Source organism: Citrobacter sp. NCU1 (assembly GCF_010231475.1).
In the GTDB taxonomy this organism is placed as follows: Bacteria; Pseudomonadota; Gammaproteobacteria; order Enterobacterales; family Enterobacteriaceae; genus Citrobacter_D.
The window spans coordinates 1-23,695 of sequence record NZ_NRDO01000053.1; the positions used below are offsets into that span (position 1 = coordinate 1).

Annotated in this window: 16 protein-coding genes; 6 read left to right on the forward strand and 10 right to left on the reverse strand. The window is 53.1% G+C overall.

The window, feature by feature from the left end:
• Positions 1-58 precede the first annotated feature (58 nt).
• Positions 59-964, reverse strand: coding sequence for an AAA family ATPase (locus tag CJP72_RS17330; protein ID WP_202882580.1), 906 nt, complete (start codon positions 962-964; stop codon positions 59-61).
• A 1,029-nt stretch (positions 965-1,993) separates the two neighbouring features.
• Here CJP72_RS17330 and CJP72_RS17335 point away from each other — a divergent pair.
• The gene (locus CJP72_RS17335) at positions 1,994-3,643 is read left to right on the forward strand and encodes an alpha,alpha-trehalase (RefSeq protein WP_162382588.1); all 1,650 of its coding nucleotides are present in this window, start codon (positions 1,994-1,996) and stop codon (positions 3,641-3,643) included.
• A gap of 8 nt (positions 3,644-3,651) precedes the next feature.
• On the opposite strand, the gene CJP72_RS17340 is transcribed toward CJP72_RS17335, so the two are convergent.
• Positions 3,652-5,238: an STY4199 family HEPN domain-containing protein gene (locus tag CJP72_RS17340; RefSeq protein ID WP_162382589.1), complete on the reverse strand. Its 1,587-nt coding sequence runs from the start codon at positions 5,236-5,238 to the stop codon at positions 3,652-3,654.
• Between the two features lie 267 nt (positions 5,239-5,505).
• Between CJP72_RS17340 and CJP72_RS17345 the strand changes: the two genes are divergently transcribed.
• Complete coding sequence (locus CJP72_RS17345; RefSeq protein ID WP_162382590.1) at positions 5,506-6,033, forward strand: GNAT family N-acetyltransferase; 528 nt, start codon at positions 5,506-5,508, stop codon at positions 6,031-6,033.
• A gap of 59 nt (positions 6,034-6,092) precedes the next feature.
• Here the strand turns inward: CJP72_RS17345 and CJP72_RS17350 are convergent, their stop codons facing one another.
• The gene (locus CJP72_RS17350; protein ID WP_162382591.1) at positions 6,093-6,851 is read right to left on the reverse strand and encodes an SDR family NAD(P)-dependent oxidoreductase; all 759 of its coding nucleotides are present in this window, start codon (positions 6,849-6,851) and stop codon (positions 6,093-6,095) included.
• A gap of 119 nt (positions 6,852-6,970) precedes the next feature.
• Here CJP72_RS17350 and CJP72_RS17355 point away from each other — a divergent pair, with 119 nt between their 5' ends.
• From CJP72_RS17355 to CJP72_RS17365, 3 genes are all read left to right on the forward strand, one after another.
• On the forward strand, positions 6,971-7,870 hold the full coding sequence (locus CJP72_RS17355; RefSeq protein WP_162382592.1) for a LysR family transcriptional regulator: 900 nt from the start codon (positions 6,971-6,973) through the stop codon (positions 7,868-7,870).
• 80 nt (positions 7,871-7,950) lie between these two features.
• Complete coding sequence (gene yhjD, locus CJP72_RS17360; RefSeq protein WP_162382593.1) at positions 7,951-8,979, forward strand: inner membrane protein YhjD; 1,029 nt, start codon at positions 7,951-7,953, stop codon at positions 8,977-8,979.
• Between the two features lie 273 nt (positions 8,980-9,252).
• Positions 9,253-10,575: an MFS transporter gene (locus CJP72_RS17365; RefSeq protein ID WP_162382594.1), complete on the forward strand. Its 1,323-nt coding sequence runs from the start codon at positions 9,253-9,255 to the stop codon at positions 10,573-10,575.
• A gap of 67 nt (positions 10,576-10,642) precedes the next feature.
• Here the strand turns inward: CJP72_RS17365 and CJP72_RS17370 are convergent, their stop codons facing one another.
• Together CJP72_RS17370 and pdeH are read right to left on the reverse strand one after the other, a co-directional pair.
• Positions 10,643-11,239, reverse strand: a complete 597-nt coding sequence (locus CJP72_RS17370; protein ID WP_162382595.1) for a hypothetical protein — start codon at positions 11,237-11,239, stop codon at positions 10,643-10,645.
• Positions 11,240-11,833: 594 nt separating this feature from the next.
• Entirely contained in the window at positions 11,834-12,601 is a 768-nt protein-coding gene (gene pdeH / locus CJP72_RS17375) for a cyclic-guanylate-specific phosphodiesterase (protein WP_162382596.1), read from the reverse strand.
• Positions 12,602-12,832: 231 nt separating this feature from the next.
• Here pdeH and CJP72_RS17380 point away from each other — a divergent pair, with 231 nt between their 5' ends.
• Positions 12,833-13,762, forward strand: a complete 930-nt coding sequence (locus tag CJP72_RS17380; RefSeq protein ID WP_162382597.1) for a sugar kinase — start codon at positions 12,833-12,835, stop codon at positions 13,760-13,762.
• 105 nt (positions 13,763-13,867) lie between these two features.
• Here the strand turns inward: CJP72_RS17380 and CJP72_RS17385 are convergent, their stop codons facing one another.
• From CJP72_RS17385 to bcsZ, 5 genes are all read right to left on the reverse strand, one after another.
• Positions 13,868-15,364 (reverse strand): M16 family metallopeptidase, encoded by a 1,497-nt coding sequence (locus CJP72_RS17385; RefSeq protein WP_162382598.1) that lies wholly within the window; start codon positions 15,362-15,364, stop codon positions 13,868-13,870.
• 222 nt (positions 15,365-15,586) lie between these two features.
• Positions 15,587-16,873 (reverse strand): dicarboxylate/amino acid:cation symporter, encoded by a 1,287-nt coding sequence (locus tag CJP72_RS17390; RefSeq protein ID WP_162382599.1) that lies wholly within the window; start codon positions 16,871-16,873, stop codon positions 15,587-15,589.
• A 175-nt stretch (positions 16,874-17,048) separates the two neighbouring features.
• Complete coding sequence (gene hmsP / locus CJP72_RS17395; protein ID WP_162382600.1) at positions 17,049-19,037, reverse strand: biofilm formation regulator HmsP; 1,989 nt, start codon at positions 19,035-19,037, stop codon at positions 17,049-17,051.
• Between the two features lie 81 nt (positions 19,038-19,118).
• On the reverse strand, positions 19,119-22,601 hold the full coding sequence (bcsC, locus tag CJP72_RS17400) for a cellulose synthase complex outer membrane protein BcsC (RefSeq protein ID WP_162382601.1): 3,483 nt from the start codon (positions 22,599-22,601) through the stop codon (positions 19,119-19,121).
• Entirely contained in the window at positions 22,583-23,689 is a 1,107-nt protein-coding gene (gene bcsZ, locus CJP72_RS17405; protein WP_162382602.1) for a cellulose synthase complex periplasmic endoglucanase BcsZ, read from the reverse strand. The genes bcsC and bcsZ overlap by 19 nt, the downstream gene beginning before the upstream one ends.
• Positions 23,690-23,695: the final 6 nt, after the last annotated feature.

Sequence of the window (23,695 nt, forward strand, 5' to 3'; positions counted from 1 at the left end):
GTCACCTCTGGTTGAGAGTTTACTCACTTAATCGCGTGTCCACTATTCGCGGGTAGGATCAGCTACCTAGCTTCGTATCGAATGCCGACTGGGCTGCTTCTATCGCCCGCAACGCTTCGAGGTCTGAGACATCTGGGCTGTCACCTGGGTCAAGGTGTCGGGAGTAATAAGATCTGAGTTGTTCCGAGAGTTTTTGAGCGCCGCTGGGTCTAGTGTGATCTACTTGTTTGTCGTCCGAATGGTCGCCGAATCCCCGCTGTGCATTGATTTCATGTACTCGAATTAATCCACTGAGAGGATTGCTTTCCAAGGGCTGGGCAGTAGGGCTCAATTGCTGCATTTGCGCCATTCTAGTCGACTTGTCAGGCTTTTTAAGTTGTTGCGGATCTAGGCGGTACCAACGTATTTTGAATTTATCTCCCAGCCGACGGCTCAGGTAATCATGTAGGCTCTGCGGCCATAGCTTTAGCGGCCTACCGGGTGGTTCTTCTTTCTCTAGAGCATCCTCAAGCTCTACAACCCTCGTGCGCTCCTTACGATAGTCCGTGTACAGCGTATTCATATCATCAGGTTCAAGCAGAAAACGCATTCCCACTAGCCCCCCGCGCCACGCAAAGTTGGGTATGAGATCCCGGATGTAGTGGAACTCCCCTTGATCTGCCGACACCCAGATATCCAGACTAGGGAGCCAGTCAGCCCAGTCCTTGGCTGTAGGGATTTCAAAGTTTTCCGGCGCGTTCTCCCACACTTTACCAATCTCATCCAGCTTGGCGAGATGACAAAGAGTCAGATCCTGGAGCCGAAAAGCTGAAGCCTTAGAAACCAAAAATCTCCGGAGTGCCAGCATGGCAGAGGATTTGCCGCTGTTGTTTGCACCTACAAGCAGCGTGGTCTCATTAGCGAAGTCAATTCGCACAGAAAGTAGCTTTCGGAAATTAGATATCTCTATGTGCTGGATGTACATGGGCCGTCCTTGAAAGCCTGAGTAATATCAATTTGCCATCAATAATATATCTTGTCGCCTATAGCAATCAAAAGAGACTAAAATGGAGGCACTGCTCTAAACGTCCGCACCTCGCTCAAAGCTGCCTGTCAATTGAGCAGGGTTATGTCTGCATTTTTTGTTGAAGATGACCAAGTGAAATGCAAACAGGCAGTCAAGTAAAATGCAAATGAGTAATCAAGTGAATGCAAATACCCAAAGTACATTTTTCAGTTTCTACAACCCTCACTCCGGGTTCTCCCCTTTCACCACTGACTTAGGGAAAAACCAAGCGTACGCCTAAAAAACAATTAAAACAGATTAGATTGTCTGCTACTACAATCTCCAACCTTCTCAGTCAGTTGTTTATGGACTAATAGGAAGTAAAAAAGCCTATTAAAAAGAGCAAAAATAAGCAGCTAAACAAACAGGAAGCCTCTCAATCAAATGATAGTATTCCGAAATCAGCAATTCAGTATGTAATAGGTACAAAATTTTTTTGATAGACGCCGTTATCTTGATTAGCACCTAAGTCAAAAGCAAAACGACATAAGTAATCTGTGCACAAGGGAGTTATGGTCTCTAATGAATCGAGTTAACCAAGCACAAGAAGGATGGAAATCGCCGGACACGAAACTCTGGAAAAGTCCCTTCTTGCCCAGAAGCCCTCTCTCACAAGGTTTTCCAGTTTTTCTACAGTTAAATCGTGTATGGGTATTGCGTTACGATGCGTTAATTCGAATGCCCCTCCCCGGAGGGGTATTTTTTTAACCTTCATTAATCGCTTTCAAACGAATGCTCTGAATTTTTGTCCGCTGCTGTCATAACTCCCCCTGGCAATAACGTCTTAGAAATCATCATGTTGACAGAGATATGCGCACCTTCCCCTCCGCTATAAATGTGAACTACCGCACACTTTGCACCCCACACACCGAAGCGAATGTCTACGCTTAAAAAACAGCCGGGCAACCCCCGTTTCCTTTACGACGCAATCCGGAGGTCCTTCTCATTATGCTCAACCAGAAACGGCAACACGTCCCCTCCGAGGAATTGACGATCGATGTTGATCTGATTTATGAAACGGATCCGTGCGAGTTAAAGCTGGATGAAATGATCGAGGCAGAACCGGAACCCGAGATGATTGAGGGGCTTCCCGCCTCCGACGCGCTTACACCCGCCGATCGTTACCTTGAACTGTTCGAGCATGTGCAATCTGCCCGAATCTTTGCCGACAGCAAAACCTTCCCGGACTGCGCGCCAAAGATGGATCCGCTCGATATCCTGATCCGCTACCGGAAAGTCAGACGACACCGGGATTTCAACCTGCGACAGTTTGTTGAAAACCACTTCTGGTTGCCGGATGTGTCCTCCACAGAATATGTCTCTAACCCGGAAAACTCGCTGAAAGAGCATATCGACCAGCTCTGGCCCGTGCTGACGCGTGAGCCGCAGGACCACATTCCGTGGTCTTCGTTGCTGGCGTTACCGCAGTCCTACATTGTACCGGGCGGGCGATTCAGCGAGACCTACTACTGGGACTCCTATTTCACCATGCTGGGGCTGGCGGAAAGCGGTCGCGGTGATCTCCTGAAATGTATGGCGGACAACTTCGCCTGGATGATTGAGAACTACGGCCATATTCCGAACGGCAACCGCACCTACTATCTGAGTCGCTCGCAGCCACCGGTGTTTGCCCTGATGGTCGAACTGTTCGAAGAAGATGGCGTACGCGGCGCACGGCGCTACCTCGACCATCTGAAGATGGAGTACGCATTCTGGATGGACGGCGCGGAATCACTGGTGCTTAACCAGGCGTATCGTCATGTTGTCCGTATGCCCGACGGTTCGCTGCTTAACCGCTACTGGGACGATCGCGACACGCCACGTGACGAGTCGTGGCTGGAGGATGTGGAAACCGCCAAACATTCCGGTCGCCCTCCCAATGAGGTGTATCGCGATCTGCGTGCCGGTGCGGCCTCCGGATGGGATTACTCGTCCCGCTGGCTGCGTGACACCGAGCGCCTGGCAAGCATTCGCACCACTCAGTTTATTCCTGTCGATCTCAACGCCTTTTTGTTCAAACTGGAGAGCGCCATTGCCAATATTTCTGCGCTGAAAGGCGACCGGGACACCGAGGCTCTTTTTCGCCAAAAGGCAAGCTGGCGTCGTGCCGCCGTGAACCGTTACCTGTGGGATAACGAAAATGGCTGCTATCGGGACTACGACTGGCGGCGCGAGCAGATGGCCCTGTTCTCCGCCGCCAGCATTGTGCCTCTGTATGTTGGCATGGCGACACATGAACAGGCCGACCGCCTGAGCTGTGCGGTGCGCAGCCGCTTACTGACGCCCGGCGGGATTATGGCAACCGAATACGAAACCGGCGAACAGTGGGATAAACCCAACGGCTGGGCGCCGTTACAGTGGATGGCGGTCCAGGGGTTCAAGATGTATGGCGATGATGCTCTCGGTGACGAAATCGCCCGTAGCTGGTTACAGACGGTGAACCATTTTTACCAGCACCATCATAAACTTATTGAAAAATACCATATCGCGGGCGGCACACCGCGTGAAGGCGGCGGCGGCGAATATCCGCTACAGGATGGGTTCGGCTGGACCAACGGCGTGGTACGTCGCCTGATTGGGTTATACGGGGAGCCGTAGCTCCCCTGCTAGCCACGAATCTCCTCATAAATGGCGGTCTGAATCTTTAGCCATTTCTTGTTGTCCGCGCTGGGTTCAGCACGGGCGCGTAATGTCGCCTGCTCTGCCTCGTGTTTTTGGCGTGCAACGACCGCAGGCACCGTACAAAAACGTTGCAGATACAGGGCGTGTTCGGCAGTCAACGACGCGCCGTTCGACATGGCGTGCCCCAGCGTATTGATAAACCGCCGACAGGGTTTAGGCTCATCCATCAGTGAGGGATAACGGAGCAACAGCTGCAGCACTTCAGTATTGCCCAGCGAGAAGGCCTGCTCGGTCCAGGCTAACTGCCAGTTCATCCCACCCTGTAAAAATAGCGTTGTAACACGCGTGTCATTCCTGTCGATAGCCGCACGCATGTTGAAGGCATCCCAGGTGATCCCCTTCTGCGTAATGCTTTCCCGCGGGGAAGGGGCTTCCCGTTTCGGCTCATTCTTCACGCTTTCAACGCCCGGCGCTGCTGGCGGCTCCTGCGAACTGAATAACCACATTCCGCCCCCCAGTATCGCCAGCACCATGACGCCAACGGCGCCCCACAGTGTGCCGGAGATCAGTTGTTCCCGCTCTTCAGCGGTACGCTGCGGCCGTTTGCGCGGGAGTTCTATCGTTTCACCGATCTCTTGCTGCTCGCCACCCGCCTGGTGATTAAGATGCCGTGCGCGTTCCCAGTATTGTTCCAGTGGCGCGTCATCGACAATCAGCAACGCGGCGGGATTCACCCGCGTGCGCCCACGCTCAAACGCCCGCTGTACCGGACGGGTAATATGCTGATACTGGCAGGACAGCAGCGTCAACTGCGCCGCCGTAATCGGTTCTCCAGCAATCACGCCGTTACGCGCCTGTCGACAGTCGTCGAGAAATTGTCTTAGTGTCGCACGGGGTTCAACAAACAGCGTCAGTACTGAAGTATCGTTGAACACCCCGGCGTAGTGGCGGGCAAAGTTCTTTTTATCGACCACCATCAGCGCCAGCTCACTAAAACACATTCCACTGAGCGCCTCCTGGCCGTCGCCCTGCTTTATCCAGCGCCTGAGACGGTCGGCACCAAAGTGCTGTTTTAAATACGCATTCAGTGACTGGCTGTCCGGCCATACCTGCGCCACCAGTCCTTTTAAGACCAGCTCAATTGCCCGAAGCTGGCGCTCTGCCCGCCGTTGTTGGCTTTCATCGCTCGCGTCTACGTCAGTGAGATACGTCAGCAGCGGCTGGCACTGGCGCAATTGCTCCAGCGAAGTGACAAAACGCAGGGCGGCAATCAGTTGATTTTCACTCACGGCCTGGCCGCTTTCATATTGCGGTACGCATTGCTGGAGATGACGCAGCCGCAGGGTAAACTGGCTGAGTTGCGCGTCATTCATATGCAGTCGTTTTGCGACGGCATTCCAGCCGCCGAGGTTCAAACGGGCCTGATCCAGTTGCTCAAGAAACCAGCGCGGATCTTTCCCCTCGGAGGCATGGACCCCTAACAACAGCAAAATGTCTACCGAAGCATGGCGGATAATACCCAGACAGTGTTCAAAAGTGGTGCCTGTCGTCTGTAACACACGGCTCGTCATTATCGTCCTTAATCTAAAAAACGCCTTCCAGGGATGGTAACAGCGTGAGTTTAAAACCGAGATATCCGGGACGACCACCGGGTTTGGCGTCCCGCGGGAACCAAATCCCGGTGTTCCCCCTCATTCATGGGCTTAAGTGAACGGTGTGACGTCCAGGGAAGTTCGCGATATTCATTTTAATTATTTGTTTTTATAGATATAACAAGTTAACCATATTTAACAGTGACCACGACGTGAACATTGAGAAAATTATTCGGAGGTAAGTTTGTGCCGGTATTGAAAACCTCTCGCCTGACCTGTCGCCCGATTGAGCCCGCCGACTGGCCCTTTTTTCTCTCGCTACAGCAACACCCTGACGTGATGCGCTATGTCGCCGATGCACGTAGCGAAGCAGACATTCGCGAAGCGTTCGACTCCCGATTACCTGAATGGCAGCCAGGGAGTCCGCACTGGCTATGTCTGATCCTTTGCGACAACGAAACGGGCAAACCGCTCGGCATCAACGGTTATATTCATCGTGGTCAAGATTGCGCCGAAGCCGGGTTCCTGCTGGCTCCCGAGGCTCAGGGAAAGGGCTATGGGACAGAGTCTTTACGTGCCGTCTGCGACTATGCCTTTTCCAACGGCGGTCTGCGGCGGCTGACAGCCTGCGTCACCGCAGGCAATCAGGCCTCTCGCCAGTTGCTGGAGAAAACGGGATTTGTGCTGGAAGGGACGCTGCGCGAAAGTTACTGGCTACAGCAACGCTGGCAGGATGACTGGCTTTTTGGCTTGTTAAAGCATGAGTGGCGTTGATGTTCACTCGCCGCTGCTAGTCCGGCGGGCAATTCCACCCGCCGGATCGCATCCCACGTTTACAGGAACATACCGCCGGATACCTCGATCCGTTGCGCCGTCATCCACCCCAGTTCGTCACTGAGCAATGCGGCAATGGCATCACCAATATCCCCCGGCAAACCGGCGCGTCCCAACGCCGTTTGCGACGCAACGTAGGCATTCACCTCCTGGTTATCCCGCACTCTACCGCCGCCAAAATCGGTCTCAATCGCGCCGGGGGCAATACTGTTCACAGTAATCCCACGCTCTCCCAGCTCTTTGGCCTGATAGCGCGTCAGCACTTCCATCGCCCCTTTCATTGAGGCGTAGGCGGCATACCCTGGCAGGGCAAAACGGGTCAGCCCCGTTGAGACATTCAGGATCCGTCCGCCATTTTTAATCAGCGGTAACAGGCGCTCAGTCAGGAAGAAAGGGCCTTTAAAATGGATGCTCATTAATTCATCAAACATCTCTTCTGACGTGTCTGCAAACAAGGCATATCGACCGATACCCGCATTGTTCACTAAATAATCAAACGTCTCGCGATTCCAGACACTTTTCAGTTGTGTTTTAACGTCGCGGGTGAATGTCGTAAAACTGGCAATATCACTGACGTTCAGCTGTATTGCCACCGCTTTCCTTCCTTTTTGCTCAATTTCAGCGACAACATCCAGAGCCGCCTGCTGCTGGCTATTCCAGGTGAAAATAATATCCGTTCCCTTGTCCGCCAACTTCAACGCCGCGTTTTTTCCCAGTCCACGGCTGCCGCCGGTCACTAATGCGATACGTTGTGTCATAAGAAACCTCATTTCAGGTGTTGTGAAGATTGAGAAAGAGCTTATTAGGTGATAGAAAAACAATAAATATAGCCAGATGCGCATCACTGTTTCACACAGAACAACAATAGGCGATCGGGATGGATAAAATTCACGCAATGCAGTTGTTCATCCGCGTCGCGGAACTGGAGAGTTTTTCGCGCGCCGCCGAGACATCCGGCCTTCCTAAAGGTAGCGTATCTCGCCAGATTCAGGCGCTGGAAAACCTGCTCGGGACACAGCTCCTGCACCGAACCACGCGGCGTGTTCAGCTCACGCAGGACGGCATGGTTTATTACGAGCGCGCCAAAGATCTGTTGAGCAATCTTGATGAGCTGGACGGTCTGTTTCAGCACGACCCAAAAAGCATCAGCGGTAAACTGCGGGTTGATATGCCGGTGGGCGTCGCCAAAAACCTGGTTATGCCGCAACTCCCTCAATTTTTGCATCAGTATCCGGGAATTGAACTGGAACTCAGCAGCAGCGACCGCATGGTCGATTTAATTCGCGAGGGTTTTGACTGCGTGGTGCGTGTTGGCACGCTGAAAGATTCTGGATTGATCGCCCGCCCGCTGGGGAAGCTGTCGGTTATTAATTGCGCCAGCCCCCCGTATCTGGCGCGCTTTGGCTATCCGGAGAGTCTGGAAGACCTGGCCTCGCATGCGGTGGTGCACTACTCACTGAATCTGGGAACGCGACCGCAGGGTTTCGAAGTCGCCACGGCAAATGGCACGCAGTGGATTAAAACGGGCGGCATATTAACGGTTAACAGCACCGAGACCTACCATGCCGCTTGCCTGGCAGGGCTGGGCATCATTCAGGTGCCGCGCGTTGGGGTGCGTGATGCGCTGCGTGCAGGCGCGCTGATTGAAGTGTTACCGCAATATCGCGCCGACCCCATGCCGGTTTCACTGCTGTATCCGCACCGTCGCAACCTTTCCCGCCGGGTTCATCTGTTTATGGAATGGTTAACCGGGGTGATGAAAGACTATGTCGATTAGCGGCTGGCCACACTTTTCGGGAAGTCGTCCAGAGAGGCTATACTAACCCGATAGTAGACAAAAGAAGGACTATCGACCTGATGATGCAGGAAAATGACGTAAAACGCCCGAATCAGGAACAGGAGCACGACCCGATTCAAAAAGGAGAAACTACCGCGCGTGACGCGTCAGAGAAAAGCAGCAAAGCCCGCAAGACGCTGAAAACCGTCACCACGACCGCGCAAAAGATCCAACGCCAGCCAGTGATTGCCCATCTGATCCGTGCCGCAGAACGTTTTAATGACCGAATGGGAAACCAGTTCGGCGCGGCCATTACCTACTTCTCTTTTTTGTCGATGATCCCCATTCTGATGGTGTCGTTCGCCGCCGCCGGTTTTATTCTCGCGTCGCACCCTACACTGCTCCAGGATATCTTCGAAAAAATTCTGCAAAACGTCAGCGATCCCACGTTAGCCGCTACGCTGAAAAGCACGATCAATACCGCCGTTCAGCAACGTACCACTGTCGGTCTGGTCGGTCTGGGGATCGCGCTCTATTCCGGCGTCAACTGGATGGGGAACCTGCGGGAAGCGATTCGCGCCCAGTCGCGGGACGTCTGGGAACGCACACCGCAGGATCAGGAAAAAATCTGGATCAAATACCTGCGTGACTTTATCTCCCTGATCGGCCTGTTGGCTGCGTTGATCGTCACCCTCTCCATCACTTCTATCGCCGGGTCCGCCCAGCAGATGATTATTTCGGCGCTGTATCTCGACAGTATCGAATGGCTAAAACCTGCCTGGCGGCTGATCGGGCTGGCCATTTCAATCTTTGCCAACTACCTGTTGTTCTTCTGGATTTTCTGGCGATTGCCGCGCCATCGCCCGCGCAAAAAAGCGCTGTTCCGTGGCACATTGATTGCCGCCATCGGCTTTGAAGTCATCAAAATCATCATGACGTGGACACTGCCCGCGCTGGTAAAATCCCCTTCCGGCGCGGCATTTGGCTCGGTGCTGGGTCTGATGGCGTTCTTCTATTTCTTCGCCCGCCTGACACTCTTTTGCGCGGCCTGGATTGCCACCGCGCAATACAAAGACGATCCACGGATGCCAGGCAAAACGCACCGCTAAACCATTCACAGGGCTGATGAAAAACAAAAAATATCAGCCCTGACCACCATTTCAGAATATAAATCCAGTCCTTAACTTTTATTTAACCAAAAACCAGTTTTATTATCTAAGTTTAAAATTATGTGAAGCATTTCATAGAAGCGAAATCGCTGACCTAAAAATTATCCCCTTTTTGCCGCTTTTTTGCGCAAAACCCCGTTTTGTTACATATTGAAATGTCTCTTTTGCTGTGCGTAATATGGCCATTCGTTCGCCAAAAAATAAGAAAATACTATGCAAGCAACCGCCACAACACTCGACAACGAGCAGGAACACACGCCGGTCAATTCGCGTAATAAAGTCGTCATCGCATCACTCATCGGCACCGCCATTGAGTTTTTCGACTTTTACATTTACGCCACCGCCGCCGTGATCGTGTTCCCCCATATTTTCTTCCCACAGGGCGATCCGACGGCAGCCACGCTGCAGTCGCTTGCCACCTTCGCTATCGCCTTTGTGGCGCGCCCAATTGGCTCCGCCGTATTCGGCCATTTTGGTGACCGCGTTGGCCGTAAAGTGACACTGGTGGCTTCACTGCTGACCATGGGGATCTCCACTGTCATCATTGGTCTGCTGCCCGGCTACGCGACGATTGGGATTTTCGCCCCGCTATTACTGGCGCTGGCGCGTTTTGGCCAGGGGCTGGGGCTTGGCGGTGAATGGGGCGGTGCGGCATTACTGGCGACGGAAAACGCGCCGCCGCGCAAACGCGCGCTGTACGGTTCCTTCCCCCAGTTGGGCGCGCCTATCGGTTTCTTCTTTGCCAACGGTACGTTCCTCCTGCTCTCCTGGTTGCTGACCGATGAGCAATTCATGAGCTGGGGCTGGCGCGTACCGTTTATCTTCTCTGCGGTGCTGGTGATTATTGGTCTGTATGTGCGGGTCTCTTTGCACGAAACGCCCGTATTCGCGAAAGTCGCCGCCGCGAAAAAGCAGGTAAAAATTCCGCTGGGAACCCTGCTGACAAAACATGTGCGCGTCACGGTGCTCGGCACATTTATCATGCTGGCAACCTATACGCTGTTTTATATCATGACCGTCTATTCCATGACCTTCAGTACCGCTGCCGCCCCTGTGGGTCTCGGTATGTCGCGTAACGACGTATTGTGGATGCTGATGATGGCCGTTATCGGATTCGGTGTGATGGTGCCGGTTGCGGGTCTACTGGCAGATGCCTTTGGCCGTCGTAAAAGCATGGTCATTATCACCACGATGATCATTCTGTTTGCGCTGTTCGCCTTTAAACCGCTGCTGGGTTCCGGTCATCCGATGCTGGTCTTCGCCTTCCTGTTACTGGGGTTGAGTCTGATGGGGCTGACCTTCGGGCCGATGGGCGCGCTGCTGCCAGAGTTGTTCCCGACTGAGGTGCGTTACACCGGTGCGTCATTCTCTTATAACGTTGCGTCGATTCTCGGTGCCTCTGTCGCCCCCTACATTGCCGCGTGGTTACAGGCAAACTACGGCCTGGCGGCGGTCGGTCTTTACCTGGCATCAATGGCGGGGCTGACGCTGATAGCACTCCTGTTAACGCATGAGACGCGCCACCAGTCGCTGTAATGTGATTGCCGGATAAGCGACATGTTGCCCCAGGACTCTCTCGTCCAGGGGCAACATGACCTCTGAATTATGAGCCAGGTAAGCACACAACGCTGGCGTTCGGGGCTAATGGTTGCGCGACCACCACAACGGGTTTACATGGTAAGGGGGCTGGCTTACTGGAGAACAGTTCAATGACCCCCATTAGCATGCAGAGTACAATGATGAGGGAATAAGGCAGGTGAACAAAATCCTGAAAAGCGGCCTTTTTTAAGCGAGCAAGACGACTTACCGGCTTATAATACTGTTCATACTTATAAATAGGGTTATTCTTTGCATAAGACTTAAACCACCAATTATAAATCTGAAATGGCGCTGGGTTTTTAAATAAAATATCCGGGTCATTTCGAAAATGTGCTTCAATCACTCTGATACGGCTGGCGATCGCATACTGAAATGTCTTCCATTTTGCTTCAAGGTACCAAAAGCAACAGGCAATTAGTGCGATTGAAAAAAGTGTCAGAAAGGTTATTGGCTTATCACCATTGGTTCCTAATGCAAACCCTGCAATAGATCCTGCCCCTATCCAGCCTTTTATAAGCAAAGCTCTTCGGTCATAATCTTCATATTGATCCTGCAGCTTTAAGTATTCATCTCTAAGAAAACTGTCGTTTTGGTCTGTCATTGCCGTATCTCCAACCACGGATTTTTTCGGTTCATGCACGTGAGGCCATAAACATACCCATCATCATAAATACCATTGATATTTAATAAAATAATCAAATAGCACGCTAAAAAATGGTGTGAATGGTTAATCTATAGAGTTAAAACAAATGCTGATATATAGTAGATTGGAATGAGTTTTCTATGACGTAAACGACTAAGTGCCTATTGCATCTTCCGGCAGAGATGTCTGTTCCTTGTAAAAGGATGAACATATATTCCTGATGCAACCTGACTCTTTCTTATTATATATTTAAAATGTAACCGTAGGCTTTTACGTGTTAATGATTTCTTGTCCGCCACATCATCATCTATATAAAACCAGACAGCCAACATTTGAGAATGTCATTAATAGCAGTCTGCTATGATAAACTCAACAACAGGCGCCGGGAATATTATCGTGAGAAGACGCATCCATCATTAAATGAGATGACTCTGGTTGAATTCATCCGAAGTGTTCAGAAAGACGCAGATCTGTGATCTATCAGTACATTGATTTTGTACCCAGGGTCAGAAATATCGCGTCAACCACGCGACATTACGGGAGCCCCTATTATTACAGCGTCAAAATCACCTCTTCGAGCGTCTCCAGCGCGACCGGGCGCGACAAGAAATAGCCTTGCGCGGCAAACGCTGGCGAGTTCTGCACATCGCGCCACTCTTCCAGTGTTTCAACGCCTTCGACAATAACGCCGTGACAATAACGGTTCATCAGTTGCAGCAGTAAAGTGAACAGATTTCGCCCCTCTGTGGTTTGCCGCAGCATGACAAACAGATCCCTGGCGACTTTGATGTAGTCGTAACGTACTTCACTAAGCGCGGAGAAGTTTGCCATTCCGGTCCCAAAGTCATCCAGCCAGAGCGGACCAAACTCGCACATCGAGGCGAACGATGAATCTTTTGGCAAACGGATGTGCTCTACCAGTTCGAAGCGCAGCCAGGGAAGACGTTCAACCATCCTCAGGATATCGCTCTGTTGGCGCAGGGCGATCAGCGTCGGGCCATCGACGTTCACCGAGGCCAGCAAATCATGATGTCTGAAAAATCGTTCATTCTTTTCCAGCAGGGAAAGTTGCTCTTTGACAACCTCAATACGGTGTCGTACCGCCACTTCAGCAAAATAACGATCCGGGGCCAGACGTTGCGCGGGATTATCAGGATGTGTCACCACTGTCAGCAGTTCGACAGCCATCAAGCGCCCACTGGTCTGATAGATCGGTTGGTAGGTATAAGCCCGCTCGCACTGCAGCCAAAAGCGCCGCTCCTGCAAGCTTTCGATGCTTGCATCAGGAATGCTTAGCTGCTGGATAACCTGCTTTATCATCTCAGATGTCCTGTGTGTGAGAGTGTGACTGCCCGGACTCGTCAAAGGTTATCGGCGTTTAAGCGGAGAACTTTATGTTCAGTCCCTCGCAAAATAAAAACAGATCGCCAAAAAATCAGCACAGAACACGTGTTGGCTCAAAAAAATAATGGAACGTTGTTTTAATATGGTTGACCACTAAACACCCACAGCGCACACTACCGCTACTATTTTCAGAGCAGGTTCTCGACTATGTCCAAAAAGATTGCCGTGATTGGCGAATGCATGATTGAGCTGTCACAGAAAGGCGCAGACGTTCAGCGCGGATTCGGTGGCGACACGTTGAATACATCCGTTTATATCGCCCGTCAGGTCGATTCTGCGGCATTATCCGTTCACTATGTCACCGCACTGGGTACTGATAACTTCAGCCAACAAATGCTGGATTCCTGGCAGGGTGAAAACGTCGACACCTCCCTGACGCAACGCATGGACAACCGCCTGCCGGGCCTCTACTACATTGAGACCGACAGCACCGGCGAGCGCACTTTCTACTACTGGCGTAATGAAGCGGCGGCGAAATTCTGGCTGGAGAGCGAGCAGTCTGCCGCGATCTGCGAAACCCTGGCGACATTCGATTATCTGTATCTGAGCGGCATCAGTCTTGCGATCCTGAGCCCAACCAGCCGCGAGAAGCTGCTGAGCCTGCTACGCGAATGTCGCGCCAACGGCGGAAAAGTCATTTTTGACAACAACTACCGCCCTCGTCTGTGGTCGGGCATTGAAGAAACACAGCAGGTGTATCAGCAAATGCTGGAATGCACCGATATCGCCTTCCTGACACTGGATGATGAAGATGCGCTGTGGGGGGAAAAACCGGTTGAGGACGTGTTTGCACGCACCCATGCGGCAGGCGTACAGGAAGTGGTCGTGAAACGCGGTGCGGACTCTTGCCTGGTCTCGATTCAGGGCGAAGAGTTGATCGACGTCGCGGCGGTGAAACTGCCGAAAGAGAAAGTGATTGACACGACCGCTGCGGGCGACTCCTTCAGCGCAGGCTATCTGGCGGTGCGTTTGATCGGCGGCACCGCAACGGATGCGGCAAAACGCGGACATCTGACGGCCAGCACCGTCATCCAGCATCGCGGGGCGATCATCCCACGCGACGCAATGCCTCAGTAATGCTCATTAACAGGCCTACAAGACCGTAGGCCTGATAAGTGTAGCGCCATCAGACATCACACCATTACCGGATGGCGGCGTTAACGCCTTATCCGACCTACCTGTTTACTGTGCTGCCGGAATATCAGTGACTTCCGGATGCGACTCATCCATTTCTACACTGGTTGTGGCTGCCGCTGAGGTGACAGGCGCCATGATTTGATCCCACGTCGCCTGTAGATCCTTCATATTGAACTCAGGTTCGCCTTTCGGTTGCAGCAGGATCAGTGCCATATCCTGCGATAACTGCTGGCGAAGATCCTGATTCAGCATTTCAACAGTGAGGTTGTTGAGGAAGTCCTGGCGTAGTTTCTGATACTGCTCAGGGGCGATATCCACCACCTGATTTTGCAACGAACGCATGCGTTGGCTGATCAGGATGTCAGTATCGGTACGCGCATAGGTCGCAAACAACTTCTGCAATTCCAGACTCTTTTGCGCCACCAGCGCGTTAAATTCTTCTTCTGGCAGGCCATCGTTGCGAACTTTCGCCAACTCACGCGCCACCATCCCCAGATTCGCATTCAGCCTGTCGTTGGCGGTCTCAATGTTGATTGCGCACTGGGCGCGCAGGAACAGTACCCGGCAGTCGAAACCAAGGCCAATTTTCGCGTTGTTCTTGCTCAGCGCTTGCTGAACATGCCAGAACAGCGCTTCACGGGCTAAATCGGCGCGCCAGTAACGCAGTAATGCGGCAGATTCGCGGATAGGTTGCCACGGCGTGTCCCACATAATAGAAAGACGATCCTGACGTACTGCATCCGTCATAATGCTGACCGCTTCCGCACGTAGCGGCGCAAGGGTCGGTACTGGCGCAGGTGTTTCGCGCTGACCTTTTAATTCACCGAAGGTTTTGTTGATTTGCTCAGCAACCGAACGCGCATCCACGTTGCCGACAATAATCAGCGTCATCGCGTCCGGGGTGTACCATTTCTGGTAGAAATCTTGAATTTTCTCCGCATCAACCGGTTGTTTCAGCGGGTCAGCGGGGTCATGACCTAACAATACCGAGCCTTTCAGACGATAGCGCCACCAACCTTCTTTGGTATCCACGGGCCAGGTCGTGACCATATCTTCGCTGCTCAGCGCGTAGTTCACCGTTTCCGGCGTGATCGTCAGCTTACCTGAGACGGTGGCCAGGTAAGAAAGTGCTTCTTTAAGCAGATCGTTACGGTTATTCGGTAAGCTGAGGTTATACAGCGTGGAATCGTAAGAAACGATAACGGGCGGCATCGGACGTTTAGGATCAAACCCTTGCTGCCAAAGTGAACGTGCTTGCGTGGCCTCCAGGCCGCCACTTTGCGTCAGCGCAATACGCGGGATAGCATGGCTGAAACCGCTCTGTTGTGTACTCTCGGCGAGAGAACCAGTATTGACCAACAGGCGAACCTCAATTCGGTCGCTGGGGCGCTGTGGAGTGGCTAAGACTTGCCACTGCAAACCATTTGCCAGCGTCCCTTGTTGCCATGCTGGATCGGGCTGGAGCGCATCAGCCTGCACATAGCCGGCAGCGGCCATCATCAGCAAACCGCCTGCTAGAAGTCGAATTTTTGTGCCCTGCATGTGAACCCCTGATCAACAATCCTGGTAATAAAAAGACAATCCTGAAAAGGCTTATCTGAATATGACGTTAAAAACACTTCGTGTTAGACCGCAAGAACATGGAAATGTCGCGGATGAAGTGTAAAAAAACCGAAGCCGCCCGATAAGGCGGTTCTGGTGCAGGGGTCAATTATGCGCAAACACCCGCAGTCCTGGAAGGGACTGCGGGCATTAGAGGTGAGATTAAGAGGATATTTCGTGCGATTTGCCTTCCGACGTACGATTATTCAGCACATCGTCGAGTTTTTTGTGGTCCAGTTCTTTCACCCATTTGGCGACCACGACGGTTGCCACGCCGTTACCAACCAGGTTGGTCAGCGCACGGGCTTCAGACATAAAGCGGTCGATACCGAGGATCAGCGCCAGACCCGCAACCGGCAAATGCCCGACGGCGGAGATAGTCGCAGCCAAAACGATGAAGCCACTTCCGGTAACCCCGGCCGCCCCTTTCGAGGAGAGCAGCAACACAACCAATAGCGTTATCTGATGGAAAATATCCATATGGCTGTTCGTCGCCTGCGCGATAAACACCGCCGCCATAGTCAGATAGATGGATGTACCATCCAGGTTGAATGAATAGCCGGTAGGAATAACCAACCCGACGACCGACTTCCGGCAACCCAGTTTTTCCATCTTGTCGAGCATACGCGGCAACGCAGACTCGGAAGAAGAAGTCCCCAGAACAATCAGCAACTCTTCACGGATGTAGCGAATAAATTTGAAAATGCTGAAGCCGGTTGCACGGGCGATCCCGCCAAGTACCACCACCACGAACAGGATACAGGTGATATAGAAGCAGATAATCAACTGCCCTAACTGCACCAGCGTCCCCACGCCGTATTTACCGATGGTAAAGGCCATTGCGCCAAACGCACCGATAGGCGCCAGACGCATGATCATGTTGATGATGCCGAAAATGACCTGCGAGAAGCTTTCAATCACGTTGAAAATCATCTGTCCTTTGCTGCCCAGACGATGGAGAGCAAAACCGAACATCACGGCAAACAGCAATACCTGCAGGATGTTACCGCTGGCAAACGCACCAATGACGCTACCCGGAATGATATCCATCAGGAAGCCCACGATCCCCTGGTCTTTCGCCTGCTCAGCGTAAACCGCGACAGCTTTGGCATCCAGTGTGGCCGGATCGACGTTCATCCCGGCGCCAGGTTGCACCACGTTAACAATGATGAGGCCAATGATCAGCGCAACAGTACTGACGACTTCAAAGTACAGCAGCGCAACCGCGCCTGTGCGGCCAACGGCTTTCATGCTTTCCATACCTGCAATGCCGGTCACGACAGTACAGAAGATAACAGGCGCGATGACCATCTTAATGAGCTTAACGAACGCGTCGCCAAGCGGTTTCATTTGAGCGCCTAATTCAGGATAGTAATGGCCAAGGAGGATACCAATGGCAATTGCTGTCAGGACCTGAAAGTAAAGGCTTTTAAATAAAGAGGTTTTCATAGGGTGTCCTTGAAGTAAAAACCACAGGCCTTGTGAGGTTATGATTGACCTGCGGCCTTAAAATAACACCCCGACAACATGACAGAAATGTACCTGGATCATAATTGAAACAAAAATGTTAAGAAGTTTGAGCTGGCTCGCACAAGTCAGGCCTTTTTTAAGTTTTGTAATCAGACTATGCGTCTTTCAGGTAGCGCTCTTCAAACACTTCAGCAGGAACAGGGCGGGCAAATAAGAAACCTTGCGCCACTTCGACACCCGCTTGCGCCAGCCAGTCACGCTGCGCTTGCGTCTCTACACCTTCGGCGATCATCTGCAAATTAAGGCTGCGGGCCATCAGGATAATTGCGGTGACCATGCTGTTATCTTCCGGTAGCCCATCAACGAACATTTTATCGATTTTGAGCACATCGACAGGTAGCGACTTCATGTGTTGAAGCTGGCGTAACCCCGCGTATCCCATACCAAAATCGTCCAGCGCAATACGGACGCCCGCATTACGTAATGGGCGTAAGATCGCCACCGCCGCATGAGGGTCGTCAATCCGGCGGCTTTCCGTCACCTCCAGAATCAATGTGCCCGGCTCAATGCGGTAACGGTTTAACAACTCCAGCAGATCCGACACCATACTCGGGTGCATGAGTTGCAACGCGGAGAGATTCACAGAAAGCGGCATCATCAGGCCGCGCTCTTGCCAGGCCGAAAGCTGGCGACAGGACTCTTCCAGCACCCAATGACCGACGGTCACCATCAGGCCACAGGATTCAATACGTTCAATCAACCCTTCAGGCAGTTCCCAGCTCCCATCCGGCTGCTGCATACGCAATAACGCTTCTGCGCTCAGCACCTTGCCACTGGACATATCCACCTGTGGCTGCAGCCAAATGGCGAACTGGTGATTATCCAGCGCGCTAAGAATGTCGCTCTCTTCCGTCAAACGTTGCTGCGCCAGTTCCATCTGTTTCGGGTCAAAGAACTGAATTTGATTTTTGCCTTTGCGCCGCGCGGTAAATGCGGCGGACACTGCACGACCGTACAGCTGTTCCGCGGTCAAATCGCCATAAAACATCGCGATGCCAATACTACAACTGGGGCGCAGTTGTATGCTTTCGATCGGCAGTCGCTCATTAATGATAGTGAGTACTTGCTGACCTAGTGTTATTGCATGCCACGGCTCTTTGATGCCGTGTCCGATGATGGCAAAGTCGTAACCACTCACCTGAGTGAGCACCATTCTCGGCGCCAGCACGGATTTCATCTTTTCCACCAGCGTCAGCAGCAGAATTTCCCGCTGCGTCTCTTTCAGAACGCCCGCGGTATCGCGCAGTGTTTCACATGTCACAATCATCAGTGCTGTCGTCAGTTGGCGCGCCACTACCTGCTCCAGCATCCCCATCAGGAACGCTTTATTCGGCAACTCTGAAACCGGAAAACGCATCGCGTTGTCTGTTTGTTCTTCATTGTAACGCAGCAAAATCTGCTGGTTCAGGTTGTAACTGCGCACCAGCATGCCGATTTCATCATCCTGATGCAGACGCGGCAGCGTCAACTGATGCCCAATCAGATCTTGTTGCGAAACGTCATTGAGCTCACGAGCGATATTACGCAACGGATGCAGAATCAGGCGATTTACACACCAGGAGATGGCAACGGTGAGCACCAGCGACAAAAGTAAGTAAATGGTTACTAACGTGGAGACGGTACTGATGACAAACTTATACATGCGGAACGAGTCGGCCTGGAGCACCAGATACGCCAGCGGCTGCGGGTTTGCCGGGCGTTCAAGCGAGTAAACCGGCAGCGAGATCTGTACCGGCAGCTCAAACAGGCGAGTGACCATGACCGGTACCGGGCGCTCGGGAATAAAACTGATACGCAATGCCTGAAACTGATTAGGCAACACGACATCGGCGCGGCTGACCACCCCGGCAGGTTTAATACTGACAAGAATAGATTCCGCCTGGGGGATATCGCCCTTGAGAATTGCCGCAGACAAAGGTTCCCGAACAGAGCGAGCGATGCTTTCCAGTTGCGTAGCCGTGTTATAGCGGTTCTGCTGTACCAGATGAAACAGCAAAACGGTGCAAAATATAAAAACGAACACCATGACAACAGCTGCAACCATTGCCATCTGCTTAATTGTTAACGAGCGACTGACGCGCAAATTGACTCTCCAGGAATATCTTTAAAAGCCGCCAGAGTATACCTGATCGTGGCGGCATTAAGAGAGGCGGTATCTGAAAACTTACCAGTCAGCGTAAGGCACCAGCGGCTGCGGCGGTAAATCCATATCGCCCTGCCAGCCTGCGGCAGAATAACGCGCATACAACAAGAAATGGCTTGGGGTGTAGTCCTTCGCCTCCTGAATATCTACCGCCGTTCCGATAAACCAGTTCGAGGTGACGCGACGCTCGATCAGCGCCCGCGCCGTGTAACCGAAGCCCTGACTGCTACCACCATCGTTGGTTTGATTAGCAGCCTCTTCCTGCCATTCTGTTGGGATGAGATTCATCAGCGGATAACGCGGCATCGTCTTGGTGCGCGAATGCGACCATGAGACGGACCCGCCCAGCTCCCACGACCAGTTTTCTGTGCGTTGGCGCCACAACACCGGCACGGCGAAGGAGAGATACTCTTGCGGGCTGTAGTAACCGCCCTGACCCAGCGAGTATCCGCTCAGGTCTTTATCGTAGTGCCAAATCATGTTGCTCAGACCGATGGTGACACGACGATTATTCTCGTTAATGATTTTGTAGTAGTAGCCGGTCATCCAGCGTACACGCCAGTTATCTTCCACATTCTGCCCGGTGAGCTGATCGCCGGTCAGCGACGCCCAGACACCGTTCGCTTCGCCTTTATCATAGCTGAGGCTGATTCCGCCGCCGTCTGCACGGACGCCACCCCATGTTTTATTGGTATTACTTGGCGCATCTTTCTGCCCGCCAAAAGCCAGCAGCGAACTGGAGATAGGACGACGGTGCGCGTTCAGGGTGTAGCCCAACGGACCGATGTCGTTGCTGTAACTCACGCCACCGACGACATCAACGACATTGAAGCCCATTGGCGTGGTGCCAATATCCCAGCTCCAGGTATCATTCGCCCAGCCAACGGCGACGCTGGCGCCACGATCCGACTGACTGCGGTTGCCGCTACAGTCGGACAAGGTACACGTGCCCCAGTTGTCATCGTAATTCCCGCTGGCATCATCCGAGAAGCTGCCCACGTTCATGTTGACCATATCGGTACGAAAGAACATGCGTCCGTCGGAATACGGCGCATCCACATGCAGCATGGTGGTGTGCGCTTTCAGGTCAGAATAACCGCCGGTACCGCTCGATCCCCAGTAATCATGTTCAAGGGTGACGTTGAGATCCTGCTGACGATATAAATCCGCCGCATCGCTACGTACGCCGCGTTTCAGCCAGTCGTCTTTCTCGTCATTGCGCGTCAAACGGGTAAAAGTATCGTTATCTTCTGGACGCGTTGGTGTGATACCCGAGGCCACCATCGCATCTTTGTAAGTCTCAAGCGCCTGCTCTGGTTCGCCCGCCTGCGCCTGAATAGCCGCGGCGTCTCGCAGAACCATCGCATTTTCCATCGACGGCGGCTGCGATTTCGCCTGCGGCACAATTTTATTGAACGTTTGCTGCGCGCTCGCGGTGTCGCCCAACTGCATCTGCGCCAGCGCAATACGACGCTGCATGTTGATAGACGGCGTTTCTCCGGCGTCTGTAGCAGGCAATTTTGCCAGTTCAGCGCGTGCCGCCTCTTTATCCCCTTGAGCGAGATAGACTTCCGTCAAACCAAGATGGGCATCAACGTTATTCGGCTCACGAGCCAGAACCGCCTCATAGGAAGCGCGTGCGCTCGCATACTCACGGCGCTGCTGCGCCCAGTCGGCAAGTGTTAAATCAATACGAGTGGAGGCCGGTTGCTGTCGGAGTAACTCTTCCGCTTCCCGTTCCTTGCCGCTATCACGCAGACGGTTAGCGGTTTCCAGCACCTGGTTGCTTTGCAGCCGGTCTGCCAGTTCCTGAATATTGCTGTTCCACTGGCTACGCGGCAGGCTGTTAATATGCGCCATTGCCGCACGATCCTGATCATTACCGGAGAGGTAAAGTCCGTAGGCATAGACCTGTTCTGGGTCATTGGGTTTCTGGCGCGCCAGCGCGCTCATCTGCGCATCGGCCTGGCTGCGCTGCCCGGCGTTCCAGAGATCGCGTGACAGGCGATAAGTGACCCAAACGCTGCCCGGATCCATTGCCAGTCTGCGGCGGTGCAGTTCAGCGGCCTGAGCCCAGCTTCCTTGATTTTCCAGCGCTTCTGCCCGCTGTGCCAGGCGATCGTTTTCGAGGCTGCGCTCAATGTCATCAATGCTGCGACGCTGGCTGGCGGAAAGCGAGGCGATAAATGCCGAGGCTTTCTCCGGAGACTGCTGCCGATAAATATTCGCTAACCCGCGCACCGCGTTACTGTTGCTGCTGTCCATGCGCAGCGTTTGTTGATAGTAGCGTTCAGCGGCAGCGTAATCTTTACGCGCCATCGCCACATCGCCCAGCCCCAGCACCGCATAGCTGTCGGTGTTATCAATGTTTCTCGCCTGCTGATAAAGACGTTCTGCCTGGTCCGGATTATTGGCTTTCAGGGCGGCGTCACCTTGCTGAATCGACAGCCAGTAGCGGTTCACTTTGAGCAGACTTTCCCACTTGTCACGGCTGCTGCTTTGCGGATCCATCGCAAGGGCTTTCTGAAATTGCACCACGGCGCGTGCGCGATCGCCACGCTGTGAATATGCCTGCCCCAATGCGCCAACGGCTTCGCTATCGTCATGGTTTGCGCTGACGGCCTGCTGTAATTCCGTCACGGCTTTGCCGCCTTGTCCGGCGTCAACCGCAGCCATCCCCTGGGCTCTGGCTCTGAAAGCCGGATCGGCCAGCTGTTTTTGTTGTTCATTCAGCTTTTCGCGCGCCGCATTGACGCTGTCGCCTTCGCTGAACACCGTCAGATACTTTTGCAGTGCCTGCACGCTGGCTTCACTTACTGGCAAGTCTTTGATTTGTTTATACCAGATATTCGCCGCCGCGTTGCGTCCGCTGCTGGATTTCGCCATCTGTTCTAATACCGCAAACCCTTCTTCGCGCCGTCCGTCATCAAATAGCAACTGAGCCAGTGTATTTTGTAAACCGTTATTGCCTGGGTTGCTGGCGTTGATTTTTTTGAGCTGATTAATGGCGTCGTTACGCCGCGCGGGTAATTTTGCCACCGTCGTCCAGTATTCGACCGCCAGCTCACCCTCTGGTGGATTCCCCTTGAACAACTTATCGTAAGCGGCAATCGCTTCTTCCGGATGCCCGGTGGTGGCCTGCAGGCGCGCCTCCTGCAAGGACTGTCTTCCCTCCGGCGTGGAGAGCAGCATGGTCGTGCGGGACGATTTATACGCGGTAGAACTCGGCGCTAACTGGGAGAGTCGGTCGAGCTGTTTCTGTGCCCCTGCAATATCGCCCTGACGCAGTAAATAACGAAAACGGGCGGCAATCACGTCCGGATTATTCGGGTTCATCAGTTCCAGACGGTACAACGACTGGCGCACCAGATCTTCACGGTGCGAGGCTTCGCCGAGTCGCACCTGCTCCAGCAATTGCTGTTGCGCGGAAGGCGCAGCATGAACCATCGGCATTAATGTCAGACCGAGCGATAAACTGAGTAAACTTAATGTGAACTTGCGCATTCCTGGCCCCAGTCAGGTAGTAACTCACCGCGAAGGGTGAAGCGAAAACGATGCTGATCCCAGCCTTGTCCAAAAAGGGTCAGCACGTAGCTGTAATAGGCATCGCTGCCAGGAAAGTTGTCGGTCACACGCTGTCGCTGCACCGCTGTCGCATCGCGGTTTTGCAGGAAAGGCAGCAGAGCGGCAGAAAAGCCTACCGGGCCATTGCCCTGTGCTTTGCCGCTGGCGACGTCCACTTTCTCCGGTGGAATGCCATTTTTTGTTGTCAGGGTAGCCATCGGTTTAAATCGCGCGAGCAGACGCGCTTTTTGCGGATCGCCATCATGCAGCATGCCCGCCCACATATAGACACGAATGGCATCGTAGCTGCTGACCAGCGTTTTTTCCGGCTTCAACTGCCAGCCTTTATTTTTCTCATAACGCACCCAGTCAGGCGAAAAGCCTTTCGGGGCTGTTTCCAGCAGCAGGCGAAGATTGGTTTCACGCAGCGTAGTCCACGGCGCGCCAAAACGGGTAAAGTACTGCGCCAGTTGCGGCGGTAAATAACTGGGATTAAAGCGCCAGCTTGCCGTTTCCGCGAAACCGACTTTCCCCGGTAACAGCATGGAGCCCAGCCCCGGCACGGTGACGACTTCCTCACGGGCAATGCGTTTTAACAGCGCGGTGCCGATTTCGGTATAACGCGGCGTTTTCCACAGCCTGCCAGCTTCCAGCAACGACCAGGCAATCCAGATATCACTGTCGGATGCAGAGTTAATGTCCAGCACGCTCCACGTTTTCGGGTCTTTTTGCCCCCAAAGCCACGCTGGCAGATGCTCCTGTAAAGAACCTTGCGCCAGGTTGTTTTGCGTCCACTCCAGCAGGAGATCAAACGCTGGGCGGTCATTCGCGGCGAGGGCAAAGAACATCGCGTAGCTTTGCCCTTCAGAGGTGCTGATTTTACGCGCATCGCTGGGATCGATTACCCGCCCTTGCTGGCTGATGTAATCTTTTTTGAACTGTGTCCAGGCAGGCCATGTGCAGGCGGCCTGGACATTCACGGCGGCGACCATTAACACCGTTAACGTCCATCCACGAAGCGCGTTCATCGTTAA

Coding starts and splice junctions, on each gene's coding strand:
- CJP72_RS17385 (WP_162382598.1), bottom strand. CDS start 15,364: ATGCAGGGCACAAAAATTCGACTTCTAGCAGGCGGTTTGCTGATGATG.
- CJP72_RS17380 (WP_162382597.1), top strand. CDS start 12,833: ATGTCCAAAAAGATTGCCGTGATTGGCGAATGCATGATTGAGCTGTCA.
- bcsC (WP_162382601.1), bottom strand. CDS start 22,601: ATGCGCAAGTTCACATTAAGTTTACTCAGTTTATCGCTCGGTCTGACA.
- yhjD (WP_162382593.1), top strand. CDS start 7,951: ATGATGCAGGAAAATGACGTAAAACGCCCGAATCAGGAACAGGAGCAC.
- CJP72_RS17370 (WP_162382595.1), bottom strand. CDS start 11,239: ATGACAGACCAAAACGACAGTTTTCTTAGAGATGAATACTTAAAGCTG.
- CJP72_RS17365 (WP_162382594.1), top strand. CDS start 9,253: ATGCAAGCAACCGCCACAACACTCGACAACGAGCAGGAACACACGCCG.
- CJP72_RS17335 (WP_162382588.1), top strand. CDS start 1,994: ATGCTCAACCAGAAACGGCAACACGTCCCCTCCGAGGAATTGACGATC.
- bcsZ (WP_162382602.1), bottom strand. CDS start 23,689: ATGAACGCGCTTCGTGGATGGACGTTAACGGTGTTAATGGTCGCCGCC.
- CJP72_RS17350 (WP_162382591.1), bottom strand. CDS start 6,851: ATGACACAACGTATCGCATTAGTGACCGGCGGCAGCCGTGGACTGGGA.
- CJP72_RS17330 (WP_202882580.1), bottom strand. CDS start 964: ATGTACATCCAGCACATAGAGATATCTAATTTCCGAAAGCTACTTTCT.
- CJP72_RS17355 (WP_162382592.1), top strand. CDS start 6,971: ATGGATAAAATTCACGCAATGCAGTTGTTCATCCGCGTCGCGGAACTG.
- CJP72_RS17390 (WP_162382599.1), bottom strand. CDS start 16,873: ATGAAAACCTCTTTATTTAAAAGCCTTTACTTTCAGGTCCTGACAGCA.
- pdeH (WP_162382596.1), bottom strand. CDS start 12,601: ATGATAAAGCAGGTTATCCAGCAGCTAAGCATTCCTGATGCAAGCATC.
- CJP72_RS17340 (WP_162382589.1), bottom strand. CDS start 5,238: ATGACGAGCCGTGTGTTACAGACGACAGGCACCACTTTTGAACACTGT.